The 17,282-nt window shown below is 37.8% G+C and carries 22 protein-coding genes; 6 read left to right on the top strand and 16 right to left on the bottom strand.

Annotation, left to right across the window (positions count from 1 at the left end; all coding sequences use genetic code 11):
• The first annotated feature begins 421 nt into the window (after positions 1-421).
• Together AC4BHA_RS07175 and AC4BHA_RS07180 are read left to right on the top strand one after the other, a co-directional pair.
• Positions 422-2,053 carry a DEAD/DEAH box helicase gene (locus AC4BHA_RS07175; RefSeq protein ID WP_490558476.1) on the top strand — a complete coding sequence of 544 codons (1,632 nt, stop codon included), beginning with the start codon at positions 422-424 and terminating at the stop codon, positions 2,051-2,053.
• On the top strand, positions 2,031-2,825 hold the full coding sequence (locus tag AC4BHA_RS07180) for a YqhG family protein (RefSeq protein WP_148630124.1): 795 nt from the start codon (positions 2,031-2,033) through the stop codon (positions 2,823-2,825). The genes AC4BHA_RS07175 and AC4BHA_RS07180 overlap by 23 nt, the downstream gene beginning before the upstream one ends.
• A 145-nt stretch (positions 2,826-2,970) precedes the next feature.
• On the opposite strand, the gene AC4BHA_RS07185 is transcribed toward AC4BHA_RS07180, so the two are convergent.
• From AC4BHA_RS07185 to comGA, 9 genes are all read right to left on the bottom strand, one after another.
• Positions 2,971-3,150 carry a YqzE family protein gene (locus tag AC4BHA_RS07185; RefSeq protein WP_066105047.1) on the bottom strand — a complete coding sequence of 60 codons (180 nt, stop codon included), beginning with the start codon at positions 3,148-3,150 and terminating at the stop codon, positions 2,971-2,973.
• Between the two features lie 68 nt (positions 3,151-3,218).
• Positions 3,219-3,722: a shikimate kinase gene (locus AC4BHA_RS07190; protein WP_066105050.1), complete on the bottom strand. Its 504-nt coding sequence runs from the start codon at positions 3,720-3,722 to the stop codon at positions 3,219-3,221.
• A 17-nt stretch (positions 3,723-3,739) separates the two neighbouring features.
• Entirely contained in the window at positions 3,740-4,153 is a 414-nt protein-coding gene (locus AC4BHA_RS07195) for a hypothetical protein (RefSeq protein ID WP_490558480.1), read from the bottom strand.
• Positions 4,110-4,598 carry a competence type IV pilus minor pilin ComGF gene (gene comGF / locus AC4BHA_RS07200; protein ID WP_077248063.1) on the bottom strand — a complete coding sequence of 163 codons (489 nt, stop codon included), beginning with the start codon at positions 4,596-4,598 and terminating at the stop codon, positions 4,110-4,112. Before comGF ends, AC4BHA_RS07195 begins: the two co-directional genes overlap by 44 nt.
• Entirely contained in the window at positions 4,534-4,827 is a 294-nt protein-coding gene (locus AC4BHA_RS07205; RefSeq protein ID WP_066105056.1) for a hypothetical protein, read from the bottom strand. The genes comGF and AC4BHA_RS07205 overlap by 65 nt, the downstream gene beginning before the upstream one ends.
• Before the next feature lie 19 nt (positions 4,828-4,846).
• On the bottom strand, positions 4,847-5,290 hold the full coding sequence (gene comGD, locus AC4BHA_RS07210) for a competence type IV pilus minor pilin ComGD (RefSeq protein WP_066105059.1): 444 nt from the start codon (positions 5,288-5,290) through the stop codon (positions 4,847-4,849).
• A 2-nt stretch (positions 5,291-5,292) separates the two neighbouring features.
• Entirely contained in the window at positions 5,293-5,601 is a 309-nt protein-coding gene (gene comGC, locus AC4BHA_RS07215) for a competence type IV pilus major pilin ComGC (protein WP_139892543.1), read from the bottom strand.
• A gap of 13 nt (positions 5,602-5,614) precedes the next feature.
• Positions 5,615-6,655 (bottom strand): competence type IV pilus assembly protein ComGB, encoded by a 1,041-nt coding sequence (gene comGB, locus AC4BHA_RS07220; protein WP_490558380.1) that lies wholly within the window; start codon positions 6,653-6,655, stop codon positions 5,615-5,617.
• Positions 6,645-7,706, bottom strand: a complete 1,062-nt coding sequence (comGA, locus tag AC4BHA_RS07225; RefSeq protein ID WP_066105067.1) for a competence type IV pilus ATPase ComGA — start codon at positions 7,704-7,706, stop codon at positions 6,645-6,647. Before comGA ends, comGB begins: the two co-directional genes overlap by 11 nt.
• A 341-nt stretch (positions 7,707-8,047) precedes the next feature.
• On the opposite strand from comGA, the gene AC4BHA_RS07230 reads away from it, so the two are divergent.
• Both AC4BHA_RS07230 and AC4BHA_RS07235 read left to right on the top strand, forming a co-directional pair.
• Complete coding sequence (locus tag AC4BHA_RS07230) at positions 8,048-8,755, top strand: helix-turn-helix transcriptional regulator (protein ID WP_066105070.1); 708 nt, start codon at positions 8,048-8,050, stop codon at positions 8,753-8,755.
• 101 nt (positions 8,756-8,856) lie between these two features.
• Positions 8,857-9,099 carry a DUF2626 domain-containing protein gene (locus AC4BHA_RS07235; protein WP_066105073.1) on the top strand — a complete coding sequence of 81 codons (243 nt, stop codon included), beginning with the start codon at positions 8,857-8,859 and terminating at the stop codon, positions 9,097-9,099.
• A 32-nt stretch (positions 9,100-9,131) separates the two neighbouring features.
• Here AC4BHA_RS07235 and AC4BHA_RS07240 read toward each other — a convergent pair whose 3' ends face one another.
• Positions 9,132-10,208 (bottom strand): class I SAM-dependent methyltransferase, encoded by a 1,077-nt coding sequence (locus tag AC4BHA_RS07240; RefSeq protein ID WP_180350005.1) that lies wholly within the window; start codon positions 10,206-10,208, stop codon positions 9,132-9,134.
• A 164-nt stretch (positions 10,209-10,372) separates the two neighbouring features.
• Entirely contained in the window at positions 10,373-11,005 is a 633-nt protein-coding gene (locus tag AC4BHA_RS07245) for an MBL fold metallo-hydrolase (RefSeq protein ID WP_066105078.1), read from the bottom strand.
• 220 nt (positions 11,006-11,225) lie between these two features.
• Here AC4BHA_RS07245 and AC4BHA_RS07250 point away from each other — a divergent pair, with 220 nt between their 5' ends.
• A complete protein-coding gene (locus tag AC4BHA_RS07250) occupies positions 11,226-11,399 on the top strand; it encodes a DUF2759 domain-containing protein (protein ID WP_066105081.1) in 174 nt (57 codons plus the stop codon).
• Between the two features lie 80 nt (positions 11,400-11,479).
• On the opposite strand, the gene AC4BHA_RS07255 is transcribed toward AC4BHA_RS07250, so the two are convergent.
• The 5 genes from AC4BHA_RS07255 to AC4BHA_RS07275 form a co-directional block, all read right to left on the bottom strand.
• Entirely contained in the window at positions 11,480-12,646 is a 1,167-nt protein-coding gene (locus tag AC4BHA_RS07255) for a M14 family metallopeptidase (protein ID WP_490551142.1), read from the bottom strand.
• Between the two features lie 590 nt (positions 12,647-13,236).
• Positions 13,237-14,283 carry a DUF2332 domain-containing protein gene (locus AC4BHA_RS07260; protein WP_490558477.1) on the bottom strand — a complete coding sequence of 349 codons (1,047 nt, stop codon included), beginning with the start codon at positions 14,281-14,283 and terminating at the stop codon, positions 13,237-13,239.
• A gap of 58 nt (positions 14,284-14,341) precedes the next feature.
• Complete coding sequence (locus AC4BHA_RS07265) at positions 14,342-14,782, bottom strand: NUDIX hydrolase (protein ID WP_490558381.1); 441 nt, start codon at positions 14,780-14,782, stop codon at positions 14,342-14,344.
• A gap of 185 nt (positions 14,783-14,967) precedes the next feature.
• Entirely contained in the window at positions 14,968-15,942 is a 975-nt protein-coding gene (locus AC4BHA_RS07270) for an ROK family glucokinase (RefSeq protein ID WP_066105090.1), read from the bottom strand.
• A 6-nt stretch (positions 15,943-15,948) separates the two neighbouring features.
• Positions 15,949-16,176 (bottom strand): YqgQ family protein, encoded by a 228-nt coding sequence (locus AC4BHA_RS07275; protein ID WP_066105666.1) that lies wholly within the window; start codon positions 16,174-16,176, stop codon positions 15,949-15,951.
• Positions 16,177-16,399: 223 nt separating this feature from the next.
• Between AC4BHA_RS07275 and AC4BHA_RS07280 the strand changes: the two genes are divergently transcribed.
• On the top strand, positions 16,400-17,275 hold the full coding sequence (locus AC4BHA_RS07280) for a hypothetical protein (RefSeq protein WP_066105093.1): 876 nt from the start codon (positions 16,400-16,402) through the stop codon (positions 17,273-17,275).
• Positions 17,276-17,282: the final 7 nt, after the last annotated feature.

Below are 17,282 nucleotides of genomic sequence, written 5' to 3' on the forward strand. Positions count from 1 at the left end.
CAAGAGATAAGCCGTTTTCTAAATAGTCTTACATTTATATCCTACCATCAACAATTATCAGGTGGCAACATTTACGTTATCTCGATGAATGATTGGAAACTAAAAAAATATCAGTAACACCTCAGCTTTATTGGGGCAAAAAAATTGTTTAGGCGTCACTTAATAAATTCCTTATAATTTTCTGCCATCCGCATAAAGCATTTAATCAGATTTTAGCCGGAGATTAAACTCCTACTATTGTTTAGAAATTAATGACACCACCTATACCTATATAAGGTAAGAGAATTCTATTGAATTTAGTTAAATTACAATCAAGCATTTATCTAACTAGCTTAAATAAAGAAAGTTGGGATTCACATTGAGTTTAACACCAAAGGTCTATTTTGATGAAGATTGGGAAAAGGAGCTTGAGGAAAAGATTATGGAGGATGGCCCCTGGTGCAGCTACTCCCTTTTTAAACTCGGATTGGAGGCCGAAAAGCATAATCTAATTCCAGATTTCAACGGCCTCCTTGCACCAAAGCATTTATCAGGATTTACACCTTTAACCCATCAGCTCGAAGCTGCTACCGAAGTCATCGAAAGAATGAATGGTAAAGCCATATTAGCTGATGAAGTAGGTCTTGGTAAAACAATAGAGGCCGGTCTGATCTTAAAGGAATATATGATTCGGGGCCTGGCAAGCAAAATACTAATACTAGTCCCAGCCTCTCTCGTATCTCAATGGGCACAGGAGCTTAATCAGAAGTTTCACATACCAGCTGTCATATACAGAAAGGGGTATGGGTGGGATTCTGAATGTATAATCACTTCCATAGATACTGCTAAACGAGAGCCTCATCGTTCTGCCATACTCGAACAAACCTATGACATTGTCATCATAGATGAAGCTCACAAGTTAAAAAACAATAAAACCAAAAACTATGAGTTTGTACAAAAAGTCCAGAGAAAGTTCTGTCTACTGTTAACGGCAACCCCTATTCAAAACAAGATAGAAGAAATTTTTTATCTTGTATCATTGCTTAAGCCAGGGCATTTGGGAAGTTATGCCAAATTTAATGAACGCTTTTCTGCTAAGAAACGTTCATTAAAGGATGATGCTTATTTGAAAGAATTGGTTAATATGGTGATGATTCGAAATAAACGTCAGGATACCGGCATTGAATGGACTAAGAGAAAGGTTGAAACCATTTTTATAGATTTCACCGAAAAGGAACAGGCTCTATATGATGGGGTTTCTTCATTTAGGAAAGAATTACCGGAGGGTATCGGGAGTACATTTTCTTCGTTAATCCTTCAGCGTGAAGCATGCAGCAGCAGGGAAGCCGTCTACTTTACGCTAAAAAATATGCTCGATCGAAACCCGGATGCCGGACTAAGCTTTAAGGAAGCCATACATAACCTTATCAACCTGGTCGAACTGGTTGATTGCAATTCAAAAGCGAAAAAAGCACTTGAATTGATTCATTCTATAAAAGATAAGGTTATCATTTTTACCGAGTATCGAGCCACGCAATTATATTTGCAGTGGTTTCTTAAGCAAAATGGAATCACTTCTGTTCCATTCCGCGGCGGATTTAAACGTAGTAAGAAGGACTGGATGAAAGAACTGTTCGAAAAACAAGCACAAGTCTTAATTGCTACAGAAGCAGGTGGAGAAGGAATTAACCTGCAGTTTTGCCATCATATTATAAACTTTGATTTACCTTGGAATCCGATGCGACTGGAACAAAGAATCGGCCGAATTCACAGACTTGGACAAACAGAAGATGTCCGAATCTATAATTTTGCGACCAGGAATACCATTGAGGATCATATTATGAAAATTCTCTACGAAAAAATTCAATTATTTGAACGTGTCGTTGGGGAACTTGATGATATTCTAACGAGGCTGGAGGTTAAGAATCTTGAAGAGCATTTAACTGACATCCTCAATAAATCAAAAACAGAGGGTGAGATGAAGGTTAAAATGGATAATCTCACGTCTTTAATACAGCTTGCTCAAGATCTAAAAAAGGAGATGCCTTCACATGCAGCAACAGGAAATTCTTGAGTTTCTCGTTCAATTTTTCACAGCCAATCAATGCGAAATCATCAATCAAGGGCCAGGTCATCTAACTGTGCAGTTGACAATTGATATGGATAAAGAACTGATGAACCGACCTTTTTATTGGCATTATCTCGAGAAAGTTGGCGGAGTGCCTAATCCGATGAGCTTAACGTTTATCCTCGACAAAGAGGCAGCTCCTCCTGATTTAAAAGGGGAATTCATACATTTTGGATCCCCTCGCCTGCACCAAATATTCGCGTCTGCCCAAAGACTATCGAAGCATATCCGCTTATTTGAGGAGATTAAAGTGACTAGTGGTCAGATGCCTTTATTTCCCTGGTTAGGTGTAAATGTTAATATATCCTATGAATGCGACCGAAAAAAGGATTTATTCTTTTCAATAGGATTGAACCTGATCAACGGTCTTTTTGTAGAAAATTTTATTGATTCAGCTGATAAACTCTCGCTTACACCTAAAATATCTGACTATACATTTACCCTTACACCCATTATTCGTTATCAAAGCGGGTTGCATCGTATCAAAACTTACATCCAAAATAAAATTAATCAGGATGACCATGGGTGGGCTGATGAGGCTCTCGTGCGCTGGAATAAAGACTTGAGTTTGCTGAACCATTTTTATGAGGATAAAAAAGAAGAGGAAACTCACATGTATGACCTTGAAAAAGAAGCATTACGAATGCAATACGAACCCAGAATCCGTGTCAGCATTATAAATGGCGGACTTTTTTATCTTAGCGGTCAGGCTATCTAAAAGAGGTATTTAAAGTTAAGGCTGAATTCTCGCATCAACTAAACAATAGTTTAGAATAAAGCTTAATCTTTGATGAAGATATAAAAATGAATACAAAAAAGCAGTGGGTTGCAAAAAAATCCACTGCTTTTTTAAAGAAACTTTATTACGCCTTACGTTTAAAGAGCATTTCAATTGATAACGGAATGATTCCGAACCAATGGTTCATTAATGGCGGCCGATCATCTCTATGATGACGGCGTTGCTCTTTACGTACTTCCTTTGGCTGCTTCATATACACTAACCACTGAATTGTTAAAAATTTTATATAATCATTTGTTTTCATCGACATTCACCCATCAGAAGTATCTCCATTTATCATGGATGTTATTCATTAATTTCTAAAAAAGATGGCTAGTTTATGGTGATTTTCATTAATATCTCTTCTGTAATCTCCATTTTTGTTTTTCTGTCCGTATGAACCTGTAAATCAGCAGCTAACTTATATAGGTTAACCCTCTTTTGATAAAGCTGCACTATTTGTTCCTCTTTATTTCCGGACAATAAAGGGCGTGATGAGTCAGTCTCGAGCCTTTTTATGATTTCTGTCGGATTGGCATGGAGCCAAATAACGGTTCCCTTTTCCTTCATATATTTCCGGTTGTCTTCCCTAAGAATGATACCCCCGCCTGTCGCAATGATACAATTTTCGATAGGTAATGATTGCAACGCCTGCTGTTCTAGGTCCCTGAATCCATCTTCACCTACTTCATCAAAGAGCTGCGGAATCGACCTTCCTGTACGTTCAACCACCGTCTGATCACTATCATAAAAGGGACAACGCATTTTTTCAGCGAGAGCCCTACCCACAGTCGTTTTCCCAGCTCCCATAAATCCAATTAAATAAATGGCTTTCATCTCGCTCCCCCTAACTCCTAACTATCTATCCATTTCACTACTTTCTTTGCTTCAATTGAGTACGTAATCGTCTCCCGTCTCACCGTATGATCAGTCTGAATATCCAATGAGATCTCATAGAACCCTCTCTCAAGCGGTTTTATATGATAGCCTATTCTTCCATTATAATAAATCCATTCCCCTTTTGTCTCAGGAACACTATCATCATCAAGCATTAAGATTGCAGCATGTGTACCCGTATCACCCAGATAGGTGGTAATTAACCATTCGGTTTGATACTTATGATAATTCACTTCCCGAGCCATATTTCCTATCGAATACATACAAATGATAAAAATAACCGAAAAAAACAATAAAGCAACAGGCATAAATATCCCACGTTCATTTTTAAGAAGGTTCAAATTTGTATCGTTTGAACAGCCGTTTTTCATACATATCACCATTTATAAGAGTCACAGATATGATCAGTGACTCTCCTTCTTTTTTAACATGAAAGCTCTTAATATCTTGAAGGACCATTTCATGCCCAGCGCCATCCACTCGCCTTCTTACCATATTGTTATAGACTTCATATGTTATTTCTTCTCCACTTTTATCAAGTAAAAGGACATTGCTTTTAGGTACTCCAAAGTCTTTTGTCTTTTGAAATTCTCGTTCCAATTGACGTATAAAGATATTCCATTCCATCCTTGTATTTGTGTTCGTATCCCTGACATGCCAGTCTGTTATACTGGCAAGTGCACTCGTCATAAAGACACTTAATAACGAAAATAAACCAAGAGCAAATAATATCTCTACCAAAGTAAAGCCATCATCTTTCAGGCAGCTTTTCATACACTTTCTGTAATTTATCCTTTGAGTTGCTATACTCTGCATAATAAACGTTCCCTTCAAGATAAAAAGTATAGGCTTTCCCCTCAATCTCTGCTTGTCCAGTAAACAGTGGACGGCCGTTTATCTGATATTCATTTAAATTTTCAAACAATCTATTAAGAGCGGCTTCCTCCATTCTTAAGTCATTCTTTAGCGTAATGCTTTCCATATATGCCGGAAGCAATAAACAGCAGCATAAGATAAGTATTCCAAACGAAATCAGCAGGTCCAAGATAGCATATCCATGCTCTTTATACTTTTGATATATAAAATCTCCCCCTCCCTAATTGAAAGACAAGCTTGTATATCGTTTTACCATTTTTATCGGTTAAATAGATTGTTGTTGGATTTTGGATATTTCCTGCTGGAATATAGGTAATTGGCACATTGCCAACTTTTTTAAACTTGATTGATTCGGCCTTCTGAGTCGAAATAATATGACTGTTTGTTTTGTATGAGTAAGCTGAATATTCATTTTGGTCAGTTACAAATCTTAGTAAGACATACGTGTTATTTTCCATTGCATAGACCTGAGCATAGTAAATATCCTTCTCCAGTTGATTTAAAAATGCTTGCTGTTCATATGTTTCAAACATTTTACTTGTAACCGCACTTGCTATAGTCAGCATTAACGTCAGACATCCAAGTACAATCAACACCTCTACTAACGTAAACCCTTCTTCGTTCTTTTCCATTTTTATTGTCCCTGAAGAGTTACAGTCCCATCATCCGAAATCACCGCGGTTTTTCCTTCCGGACATTTAACATCCTCTTTTAAAAAACCAGAAGAGATAAGCTTCTCCATCGTCGGAAGCGTACCTTCCTTTAATTTATAGGCTTGTACCTGTCCCTCAACCATCTTTACGAATGCCTCGCATCCCTTACTATTAACTGCTTCCTGGTTTTTCATTACATTGGGTACTGTAATAATCAATAGAACTGATATAACCAGCATGACAATCAACATCTCAATCAAGGTAAAACCTTGTTCATTTTTGTATTTCATCAAAAACACCTTCCTATATCGTATTCATCAATGAAATCATTGGCATTAATATTGCCAAATACAGAAGGATCACTAAAATGGCAACAAGGCCAAACATTAATGGTTGAACCACCTTTATATATTTTTCAGTCTGCATCTCCATCTCATTTAACAGATATCTGCTGTAGTAAAGAAGTTCTTCTCCTAATAAACTATTTTTTTGCCCATGGCTGATTACTCGCTCAAAATCATTCATAAAAATTGTGAGATTCCCACTAATGCTTTCTAATGAATCTCCCTCCTGAAGACTTTTAATCATGTGATGGGTTATTTCCTTAACTAAACTTTTTGGATCCTGCTGACTCATAATCGTTAACGCATCAATAATCGAAATACCACCCTTTAATAATGAGCCCAGCTGCATAGAAAAATAATACGTTGTGGAAAGCTTTCTAAAAGAACGCAGGAACGGAATTTTATTCATCAGTAATTCCTGTTTTATTTTGGATAGTTTTTTTAAATAATAGTGGTATATAAACAAATGCATGGTTAGGAGCACAATGATAAAAAATGGAAGATTGTTAAAGAGGGTTGCCAGTAAAACGGATAACTTTAAGAATATGTTTGATTCCTGCCCTGCGCCCTGATACATACTTGAGAATTTTGGCAACAAATAATTTGTAAATACTTGCAGCAAGGTAAATGTAAAAACAAGTAGGAAGACTGGGTAATACAATAAATTTTTTAGTTTTGCGCGATCCTCACTTTTCTTAAGCCATATTTCGCCTCCATTCTGCAAGGATTTGGATAGCTGTCCGTGTTTTTCACCGTAGGATACTAAACCAACGAGCTCTTGTTCAAAATCGAGCCATTCTAAAAAGTCCCTAAAAGTATGGCCATCTTTCAATAGTTCCAATGCATCCTTAATTTCTTCTCGATACTTCTTTTTTCCATGAATAAGAGAAAATTCAATACCCTCATAAAGAGTAAAGCCATTCTCCAATAAATCGCCCAATTCCTGAAGAAATCTCGCCTGATCCCTGCAAGACCATCGGGACTTTAGATTACTCCTCATGCACCCACCTCTCATACTCTTTTTGATCCACAAATCCATAGGCAACAGCCTTGCTGATGAGAGAAGATAATTCCGGATAATGAAAGTTCACATCATCTCCCTCCATCTCTGCCCAAACCTTCGCCAATTCATTGCCATAAATCATTTCATGCACACTTACCCGCCCTCTGCTCTTTTCCATAAGGCAGTACGGTGAGCATTCACCCTTACAAAAAGGACAGTGCAATTCCAATAATCTTTGGGAGGTTACACCTAAAAGAGTTTGCTTTGCCTCCTCCTTGTCTATCCCAAATTCCAAAAGCCTTCTAACTGCACCCAATACATCACTGGCATGCATCGTAGTTAAGATTAAGTGGCCTGTTAAAGCGGCGCGCACCGCTATTCTGGCCGTTTCAGCATCCCTGATTTCTCCAATCATGATAATATCGGGATCGTGGCGCAGGGCAGCTTTCAAGCCTACTGAATAACTGATACCGGCTTTTTCATTAATCTGGACTTGAATGGCATCATCGGACTGATGTTCAACAGGATCTTCCAGTGTAATAATATTTCGGTTAACGGTATTTTTGGCATGATGGAGCATGGAATATAAAGTTGTAGTTTTACCACTTCCAGTCGGTCCACAGATGATCATTAATCCATGGGAATGTTTAAGCATGGAAATTAACGTAGTTGACATTTTTGGAAATAAGGAGATTTCTTCGATTGGGAGAGTTTGTAAACTTGGAATAATACGAATGACGAGAGATTCAGAGTATGGGGTAGGCAAGGTGGATAATCGGAGACCAATCCATTTATTTGAAACAAACATCGTTAAGGCCCCTGACTGAGGACGTCTTTTTTCTCCTATATCCATGCCGGCCATAAATTTAAAATGAGAGATGAGTCGTTGGGCCCTGTCTCTTTGGTAACTGCCTTCTGAAAATAAGCGATTGTGAATCCGATAGTAAAGATGGGTTTTCTTGCGTTGGGGAACAATGTGGATATCTGAGGCTTTGAATTTTACTGCTTCTGTTACAACTTTTTCAGCTAACTTATCGATGGTAAGCAATTCTCGTTTCACCTCCTTATATGTTACTCTCTTATGTTATTAGACATTAATTTTTCAATCCCTGCTGGCATAACGAAAGTTTCAAAATCTGTCACAATTCGTCGTTAATTTGGGTAATTTTTCATAATCATGAAATATTTCATCCCTTTTATTCTGTTAACATATTTACAGATTAATTTTAAAATTAAGATAGTAATATATACATGTTAAATATTGATTTATCAAAATGTGGCTAAATTACAACATATGTTTCCAAAGAGTCAGAATAGCCAAGAACAGCATATCAATGCTTGATTGACTGTATTATAATGGAACTATTAAGGAGCGCGAGGTGGACCACAATGGACCAAACATTAAAAATTACCAATGTATTATCAGATCCGACCAGATACTATATTTATCAGCATATAGCTAAAAGGCACAGCGAGGTGACGGTACAGGAAATTGCGGATATATTTGAGATTCACCCCAATGTTGCGCGTTTACATTTAACAAAGCTCGAAGATGTAAATATGCTTGTTTCTGAAACTAAGAAAACAGGAAAAGGTGGAAGACCAAGCAGATTATATAGATTATCAGATGATGTCATACAATTAAACTTCCCTTACCGCGATTACCAACTGCTTGCAAAAATAGCCCTTCAGACAATGTTCTCACTGGGAGAAGCAGGTAAGGAAGCGTTATTCAATACCGGAAGATTATTTGGGAAAGATTTGGCTGAACAGCATATGAAAGGAATTGGAGAAAGTCAGGACAGCCTGTCTTTCGACCACAAACTCTCTATCATAAAAGATGCATCGACTACTGCTGGATTCTATCCGGAATTCATAACAGCTGAGGATCATTCAACCATTTTCTTTAGAATACACAACTGTCCTTTTAAAGAAATTGCCTTTGAGCAAAAAGAAGCCGTATGCGGAATGCATTATGAGTTTTTACGCGGTATGTTCAGCGTCCTTTTTGATTCAATCGAATTAATAGAAGAGGAAAATATGTTTGATCATGCAGGTTGCCAAGCTTGCACATACAAGATGCTTGCCGGAAATTAATCACACAATTCAGTCATCCTATTTTAAGATAGTTTACATTCTTTAACAATATCCTTATAATAGTAGTGATGGAATTATAAGGGGATAAGGGAGGTTAAGGGATGGACAGAATGTTCAGAGTATGTGGTTTCTGGACTGGAATTATGGCAGTCATGTTCTTTGTTGGCGGTATGCATACTACATCACTCATCTTTTTCGGTCAAACTGGTTTCTTTGTTATTTTAAGCTATTTAAAATTGTCTGAAAGAATGTACTTATATGTTTTCGGTGCTTATTTAACAGTTTTCTTTGCAGGCTTCACCTATTGGACAACGTTCATGATGACTCCTGGAGCGGGACATTAATTTACAGTAAAACCTTGATTGAGCTGTAGCAATCAAGGTTTTTTTATATTCTTAGATTGAACTAAAACACTGAAACTATCACTAATCCAGTCTCCCAGAACTAATTGTTTGATTTGTCTGTTGCGCCTGGCGACAGGAGAAAAAGGATCTGCATCCGCATGTGGAACCAGCTCATCCAATATCCCTTCCTCTAATAAAAATGACTGTTGTCCTCCCCAGTACTCTAGATCAAGCCCTCTTCTCTTCCCTTCACATTTAAGCAATGAAAAATTGACGGTACTCGTTATATCTGTTTCTCCTGGATTTTCGAGAATTGAGCCGATTAATTGATGGTCCTTAAATCCTCTTAAGGTACCATTTTTACGGGCAGGTATATACAAATCCTCCGCATCCATTCCATAATCTATCGTCATGAGATATCCACTCTTCATTTTATCGACAATTTGCTCGTAGGCAACCATCATTGGGCATGGCACCTCTATACGATAAATAAACTCCGGGATATTCAACTTCTCTATAACGGCTAAAATCATCTGATTATTGAGATCTCTGGTCGTTTCAAATAGCTCTCCATTCTTTACTGTGACGCCCGCTTCTTTCCACTGATTCTTATCTTTAATCAAAACATGAACTGGAAAAGCATCAAAAAATTCATTTGAAAAAATGAAACCTTCTATTAGTGGCATATCCTTGATAGAATCTAACAAACGAATTCTATCATCCTTTGCCGCCGTATCTAAAATCAATTCTCGATGATAGGAACTGGATTCAACAATATAATAAATTGCATTAGATGCCAGCTCTGGGTTGTACAGTTCCAATCCTCTCAAAAAATCACATGCCATCTTCCCGGTGCCGCCGCCAAGCTCACATATAGCGGGAGGCAGGTCAGATTCAATTAGCTTCCTTCCTGCCCATTTACCTATAAATTCACCAAAGACAGGGGACATACTCACCGAAGTATAGAAATCACCGCTACTTCCAATTTTATCTTTTCTCCGTTGGTAATAGCCATATTCAGGATGATACAATGCCAACTCTATATATTTGTCATACGGTAAAAATAAATCTTCTGTTTCCTCAATGGACCGAATGATTATGTCTTTCATAAATCCACCTAATTTTATAAATATTTCCACAATAGGCGTTGACATCACATTATCCCTATTGTAAATTTATGGTATAGATTAAAATGGCCCCTCCCATTTTATAGGAAATACCCCCTGACCCTCCTTATCTAATTGTTAAGGAGGGTCTACAATTAGTACACCTCTTACCTTAAAAATGGATTATGATTCATCTCATCTTCAATGATGGTTTCCGGCCCATGTCCAGATAAACAAAGCGTATCTTTTGGAAGAGTTAATAATTTTTTATGAAGACTATCCATTAGCTGTTGATGATTTCCACCAGGTAAATCGGTCCGGCCTATACTCATATGAAATAATGCATCTCCTGAAAATACAATCGCCTCGTCCTTATCATAATAAGAAACACTTCCTGGTGAATGTCCAGGTGTAAACAGTACATTAAAGGTGAAATCCCCGATTTTTAGAATACCTTCCTCTGAAATCACATTTTCTGCGGGAGCAGCCTTAATCTCACCAAGTTGGAAAAATCGCGAACCGTTCAAAGCTGGGTTTGTTAACCATTCTGTTTCTTTTTTGTGCACATAAACCGGGATACTAAAGACTTCCCGTACCCTGTCCACTGCCCCTATATGATCAAAATGAGCGTGAGTTAAAAGAACTGCAATTGGTTTCCATTTCTTTTCACGAATGATTTGAATCAGCTTTTCTGCTTCCTCGCCCGGGTCGATGATTAAACATTCACCGTCCTGCTTGGCATATAAATAACAATTTGTTTGCAAAGGTCCTAAAGGAACTCTTTTCCATGTTTTCTTCATGTCTTTCCTCCTGAAGTCTCAGTTTAGTTTCTTTTATTTTACACAAGTGATGGTTTTGTATAAAGAGTCTTATACTGTATTGTTCCTATTCCTTCCAAATTGCCTATAATATCTCGACAAATAATCTGAAAAGAATTAAAATACTATTGAATGCATTTATTTTACAATTTAATGATTTATTGGGTTTTATTACTTAATAATTCCAGGGGAGGTAAATGAAATGGGATTGGTAATTATTTTTGGTTTAGTTGCCATTTTGGCTATTTTCGCATTAATCAGCGCCTTTAAAAACAAAAATTTCCTTGGTCTAGTATTCGCTTTGGGTACTGCCGTTGTATTTGGCTGGTTCGCCATCATGACCTTCATTAGAGATGGCTATCCTGCTGTACATTAATTAATTGTATACGTCATACATCTGAAAAAGAGGAATCCTTTAAACAGGATTCCTCTTTTTCGTTCACCAGCTCCTGTCTTCTATAAATAAAGACAAGCATTTAAAATTGGTTTTGTATCCCGATAAATTTGTTCAAATTGTGATAAAGGAAGTGGATTGATTCCTTTACCCAGCTCTAATGTAAATCCAGGCTTCTTGAACTGATCAATAAACCAATCCTTAAAGCCTGCATGGCTATCAATATAGCGAACGGCCTTGTAGCCAGATCTTGCGGTAAATTCCATAGCCATAACAGAGGTGATTTCCGGCTCTTTTTTCTCATATCCCCAGTAAAATTCTTCTCCCTGGGTGTGCAGAGAAACTACACGATCGAACCCTTCCTTCAGCACAAGTGCAACCAGTGATTTCACTTCACTTTCTGTTAATGGCTCGATTCCAGGAAAATCTCTTGCTGCTGGTTTTTTCGGCCGTTTTCTCTTTTTCTCAATCTCCCAGTTTGCCGGAAATTGATTATTTAAGTCAACTCCTCTAATATTCGCTTTCCAGCCTAAAAATTCTTTTCTTCCATCATTCATCCTAATTAAATCTTTTTTCATTTTTTCAGATGGACCATTTACTACTAAATCTACACCATCAGGATTCACCATCATAACAAGTGACAAATCACACTCCAGGAATAGCTCCAATGCTGAACATTCTCCTAAATTTGTCCCCGTTGTTAATGCCAGTAAATAATCATTCAGCCACTTCATTAAAACCAAGCTAGTAATCCATTCATTCGCATGCATCGAGGCATTCATATGGACTTTTTTCGGACCAATACCAATTCGCAGTTCCCAAATATCCTGGCCAAGTTCAGATTTCCCGATAGATTTCATCTGCAGGAAAGGATAGATGGTTGTAAGTATTTCCATGTCATTCATGCATTTACTTGATGAGTATGGACAAGTCTGATCCACAATACTATGTTGAATTTTCACAGGCAATCTAACAGATTGCTTCGGATTCTCTTCCATACTCTCCATTGAATTAGCTACCTGAATTCTTTCACGTTCTACAGGGTGTGTGATATCCAAGGACGATAACCTTTCCTCCCTTGTCCAATATCCAGGTATATGAACCATATCGCCAACAGATAGCTCATTATTACTAATATGTAAATTACATTCCCGTAAAAGTGCGAACGGTATAGAATACAAAACGGCCAATCTCGATAATAAATCAGGCTTCTTTATGATGACTTCCATAGAATCACATCCTTTTCTACTCATTTTATGAATACTCCGATCAAAAAATACAGAAGCTAACAGATATTATGTATAGATTCGTAAAAAACAGCTTGATTATAGTTGCCTTTAACTGTATAGGCCTTTTTAGTATGCCATTTAGCGGGGTATGGGCTGGGGAAAGGCAGGGTGTAGATGGGGCATAGGTGTTTCATAGGTGGGGCATAGCTGCTTTCCTACACACTTCACCCACCTTTCAGGCACTTTTACCCCGGTATAGCTGGAGCATAGGTACTTCATAGGTGGGGCATAGGTACTTCATAGGTGGGGCATAGGTACTTCATAGGTGGGGCATAGCTGCTTTCCTACATACTTCACCCACCTTTCAGGCACCTTTACTACCCCGGCATATGGTTTGGTGCGGCTATCTCTGTCCTTTGACAAGTACCTCCTACATCCTCACTCAACTATCCAATTCAAACCGAATGAAAAACAGTTGGGTCAACGAAAAAAAAAAGGCATTAACCCGTATTGGATTAATACCTAATTAATTGATTTAGTTAAAAATATCCCGTCAAAGAAAACAAATTCAAAAGGGCGAATTTCATTTCCTACTGACTAATTGTCCGCTCACTCTCCCATAACCATTTAAACCATCTGCCGTGCCCGTCGGTTTCTGCAATCGTATTTTTGTTCAGAATGCCATCCAAATAATAATCCAGATGCAAATATCTATCTTGAATATTATTATAAATATGAAATACCTCTCTCATCTTCCCAATATCCTTGATGGTTTCCAACAGATGCTTTTTCACATCCATTGGCATTTGGTTAGCAACATGTGTATGAAAAATACAAACAGCATGATTCTCTGGGATATCCTGTATACAGTCAGGTAATAGATCAGCGCCATCACCATTTATCAATCTTAAGGAACTCCCCTTCACATAGGCTGCAGCTTTTTCAAACATAGACAGCCGCTCCGCATGCTCGGGCCATATTAAGGATTTAAGCCACAATTTTTCGTCCTCAACATTTAAATCAACCGTATGTAAATCCAAGCCAATCCTAATTGAAACTGGCGGCGGCATGAAGGGAAGGTTTGGTACATTTTCTCCTTTTATTTCTGCTGAAATTGTAAGTTTAGATTCTGAATTTCCATAGGTACTTTCTTGCCCATATGTATATGAATAGTGATCCCAAAGAAGCTGTAATCCTGCACTTGTTCCAATTTCAATAAGTGCCAAGGGTTTCTTTGCTATCTCATGAACAGTACAAAAGGCGGGGTACAGGTATGCACATCTTCGCACTTCATTGGTTTGAACCCGTCTCGATCTAAGAATAAATTCAATCTCTTCTCGATAAGTAAAGCAAAAATCCCTAAAAGGTCCATAAGATTCCATATATGCTTTCGGATACTCAACCAAACTAGGATAATACTCTTTCAGTGAATGTTCTTTACCCTTTAACAGAAGATAGTGGACAACACCGAATAAGAGATTTGGTACTGGCTGACCCTCCCTCGCATTCATACATATCTCTAAAAGCGCTTCATCTCCAGAAATTTTTATAGATAAGTGCTCGTATAGCCTGCTGGAGCCTATACATTCTCTTTCAGCAAAATTTATAAAGGTTTGAGACAGAACACTATTAAACAAATGGAAACCCCCTTTTAAAACTAAATAAATGACACCCGCTGTTTGATTTTGATTGGCTTCATTCACCTATAGCTCCCTCACGATACTTACCATTAAATTCTACATAAAACGGCTGAATGCTTTCGTCCAGACAATACTCGATTCTTTGTCTAAAATTATTCCAGGTTACCATTTCCAATGCCTCTGCTATGGGATAAAAACCTACCTCTAAACTTTCAGGGCTGGTAGTGGGAGTACCTCCAATCGCCTTACCCAAGAATAAGGTGTTACAAATAGAATGGTCTATATTTTGAAAAACACCACAAAATTTAGTTACTACGATATCAATCCCCGATTCCTCTTTTGTTTCTCTTATCGCAGCATCTTTGAGTGACTCGCCTTCCTCGACTTGTCCTCCAGGCATTTCCCACCCCCGGTGCGGACCCCTAATCAACAAAATTTCCCCAGCATCGTTTAATATAACCGTTGCTGCAGATACAATATGCTTCGGCACCCTCATCCCCCAAACCCTCTATCATCGGATTTTCATGTTATACTCATCAAATTAATTTCGACATATGGTTTTTATATTCCTTTATAAAAACTTTTGCAAATAAAAAAGCACTTCAACAAAATACATTGAAATGCTTCCAAAATTAATTAAATTCTACTAAGTAATTACCGTTTACCTCAGCACGTGGACTCTTAAATCTCTTGTCCTAGTTGCTGCATGATTAAGCCCGCTGCGCCTATAACACCCGCATCATTACCAAGAGATGCAACTTTGATTTCAGTTGATTCCGCAACCCGCGGAAAGGCAAATTGCTTAAAGTATTTCTCAATTGGTTTTAAAATAATGTCCCCAGCTTTTGAAACACCACCACCGATTACGATGATGTCGGGGTTAATCATATTGCCCACATTGGCAGCTGCAAGTCCAAGGTATTTAGCTACCTCATCAAGGACATCCTGACTTGCCTGGTCTCCGCCTATAGCACAATCAACTACGTCTTTAGAAGTGATCAACCCATTTTCGTTAAAAACAATCGAGAGGTCCGAATCTGGTTTCTCTTTAATCTTCTCTAACGCCAGCCTTACGATACCGGTAGCTGAGGCGATCGTTTCAACACAGCCTGTTTTCCCACAGTTACAAGGAGCTCCACCCTCTGGCTGAACCGTTATGTGACCGAGCTCACCAGCTGCCCCACTAATTCCATGCACCAAATGCTTATTAGTGATTACACCGCCACCCACACCAGTTCCGAGAGTGATACAGACTAAATCATTTGTACCTTTTCCTGCTCCCTTCCAAAACTCACCGAAGGATGCTACATTCGCATCGTTATCAACCACTGCAGGAATTCCTAATTCTTTTTCCAGCAACTCCTTTAAAGGAAAATCTCTCCAACCGATATTCACGGCCACATAGATTGAACCGTTCTCAAAATTAACTGGACCAGGAGCACCCATTCCGACACCTACTAAATTACCATCCTGCCATTCTTCCAATTTTGCCCTGACAGATTTGCCGATGTCAGAAACGATATGCAGACCATTTTCTTCCGTTCTCGTTATGATTTCCCATTTATGTACAATGGTCCCTTCTTTATCTATAAAAGCAAGCTTAATCGTTGTACCGCCAATATCAATTCCCAGTAACCAATCTTGTTTCCCCAGCATATTGATTCACCTTTTCGATTGTTTTTGTTTTAGCTGTTGCTTTTCCTTCTCATACTCTATTTCTTGTTTCAAGATTAAAATTGCCGTTTGATAATCTCTGATTTCAATCAATTGAGAGTGAAATAGCTCTCTTAATTCTCCTGCCATCATCTCTAGATCAGCTAATCGATCACCCATGTATATGATGGTTCCAAACCTCTTTAAATATTGTTGAATTTCATATACGGATTTCATTTTTGTCACATTCCTTCCTGCTTCTTTAGTATATCTGAATTTAGTTGTTCTCCTCAAGATACTTTCTTTCTGTATTCCGTCAATTGTGACATTTATAAACAAAGCATATGTATTTAGAGTTACACATATATTGCTTAGGACAAAGCATCCGTCTATTTATCATTTGACATCCATTTAAGAATATATACGTAAGGCAATAATCTAAAGTGAGGAGAGAATCCTTTTGAAAAAATATATTGGTTACCTAATAGTCGGTTTAGTACTCATATTTACCTTTATGTGGTGGAAACAGCTTTATATACAAAGGGATATAGCTGTTATTAAATATTTTCCACTTAATCAAAAGGCTGCGTTTATTAAAACAACCTCTTCCCTTGTCATGCCTAAGCAGGAAAAAGATACAGAACAGTACGATGTTGCGTTATCGACTGAATCTATTTTAAATCAAACAAGTTATCTCAGACAGGATTTCTCACTTCTTTTTCAAAACGGTCGTTTAAAAGAGTTTACAAAGAAATGGGAGCAGAATACAGATCGAATATCCCAAAAGACAACCGTAAAAGCTCATGAATCTTCTTTATTTCAAGTGGTTACCATTCATTATGCTGAGATTCATACGGAAAACGACAAGATTACCAGCTCATTTAAATTAACTGATAGTAATCTGTTTGTCATTGCTTCACGTTATGGACCAACCAAATCATTTCATTCTCCTGAAACCGAGGAACAAAAGGAATGGGCCTTTACCCTGTCTTCTGTAAGTAATTCCAGGCTGACTAAAGTGCTCAATCGCTATACAGATAACAAAAAGATTGATATTACAAGGTATCACGTAGTTCCCCTGACACAGTTTTCGACTGAAGAAAAAAGATTATTAGCCGGATATTCAGAGCAAAAGCGTCTGGAGATTACGGAAAAGCTATGGGAAGCTTTTTATTCCATTTATGTTTCAGGAATAAAAAAACAGGATGGTACAGTCATAAATCCGATAGACAGTACCATCCCCTTGATTTTGCGTAAACAAGACTCAAACAAACTAATTATTCTTATTCAGGATAAATCAGGCAATATACATGAATATTATCAGCAGCTGCCTTAAAGTAAGA

It is taken from the genome of Pradoshia sp. Z3_51, from assembly GCF_058215915.1.